The organism is Peribacillus sp. N1 (assembly GCF_054600815.1).
Genome location: NZ_BAAHZO010000147.1, coordinates 1 through 230 on the forward strand (window position 1 = coordinate 1; position 230 = coordinate 230).

Annotated in this window: 1 pseudogene; it reads right to left on the reverse strand. The window is 40.4% G+C overall.

The features are described 5' to 3' along the window. Positions 1–230, reverse strand: a pseudogene (locus ACYP5M_RS26865) (ABC transporter ATP-binding protein); the annotation flags it as partial.

The window sequence follows — 230 nt, forward strand, 5'->3', positions numbered from 1 at the left end:
TAATTGGTTATATTCACCGACCTGAATGATTTCTCCCTGATCCATGACCATTACTTGGTCGGCATTGCGAATCGTCGATAATCGATGAGCTATTACGATGATGTTCATTTTTCCTTTTAATCGTTCAATAGCGGATTGAATCTTTGCTTCGTTCTCCTTATCCAATTCACTTGTGGCTTCATCCAATACCAGGATGGCCGGTTTGCGTAAAATTGCTCTGGCTAAAACTA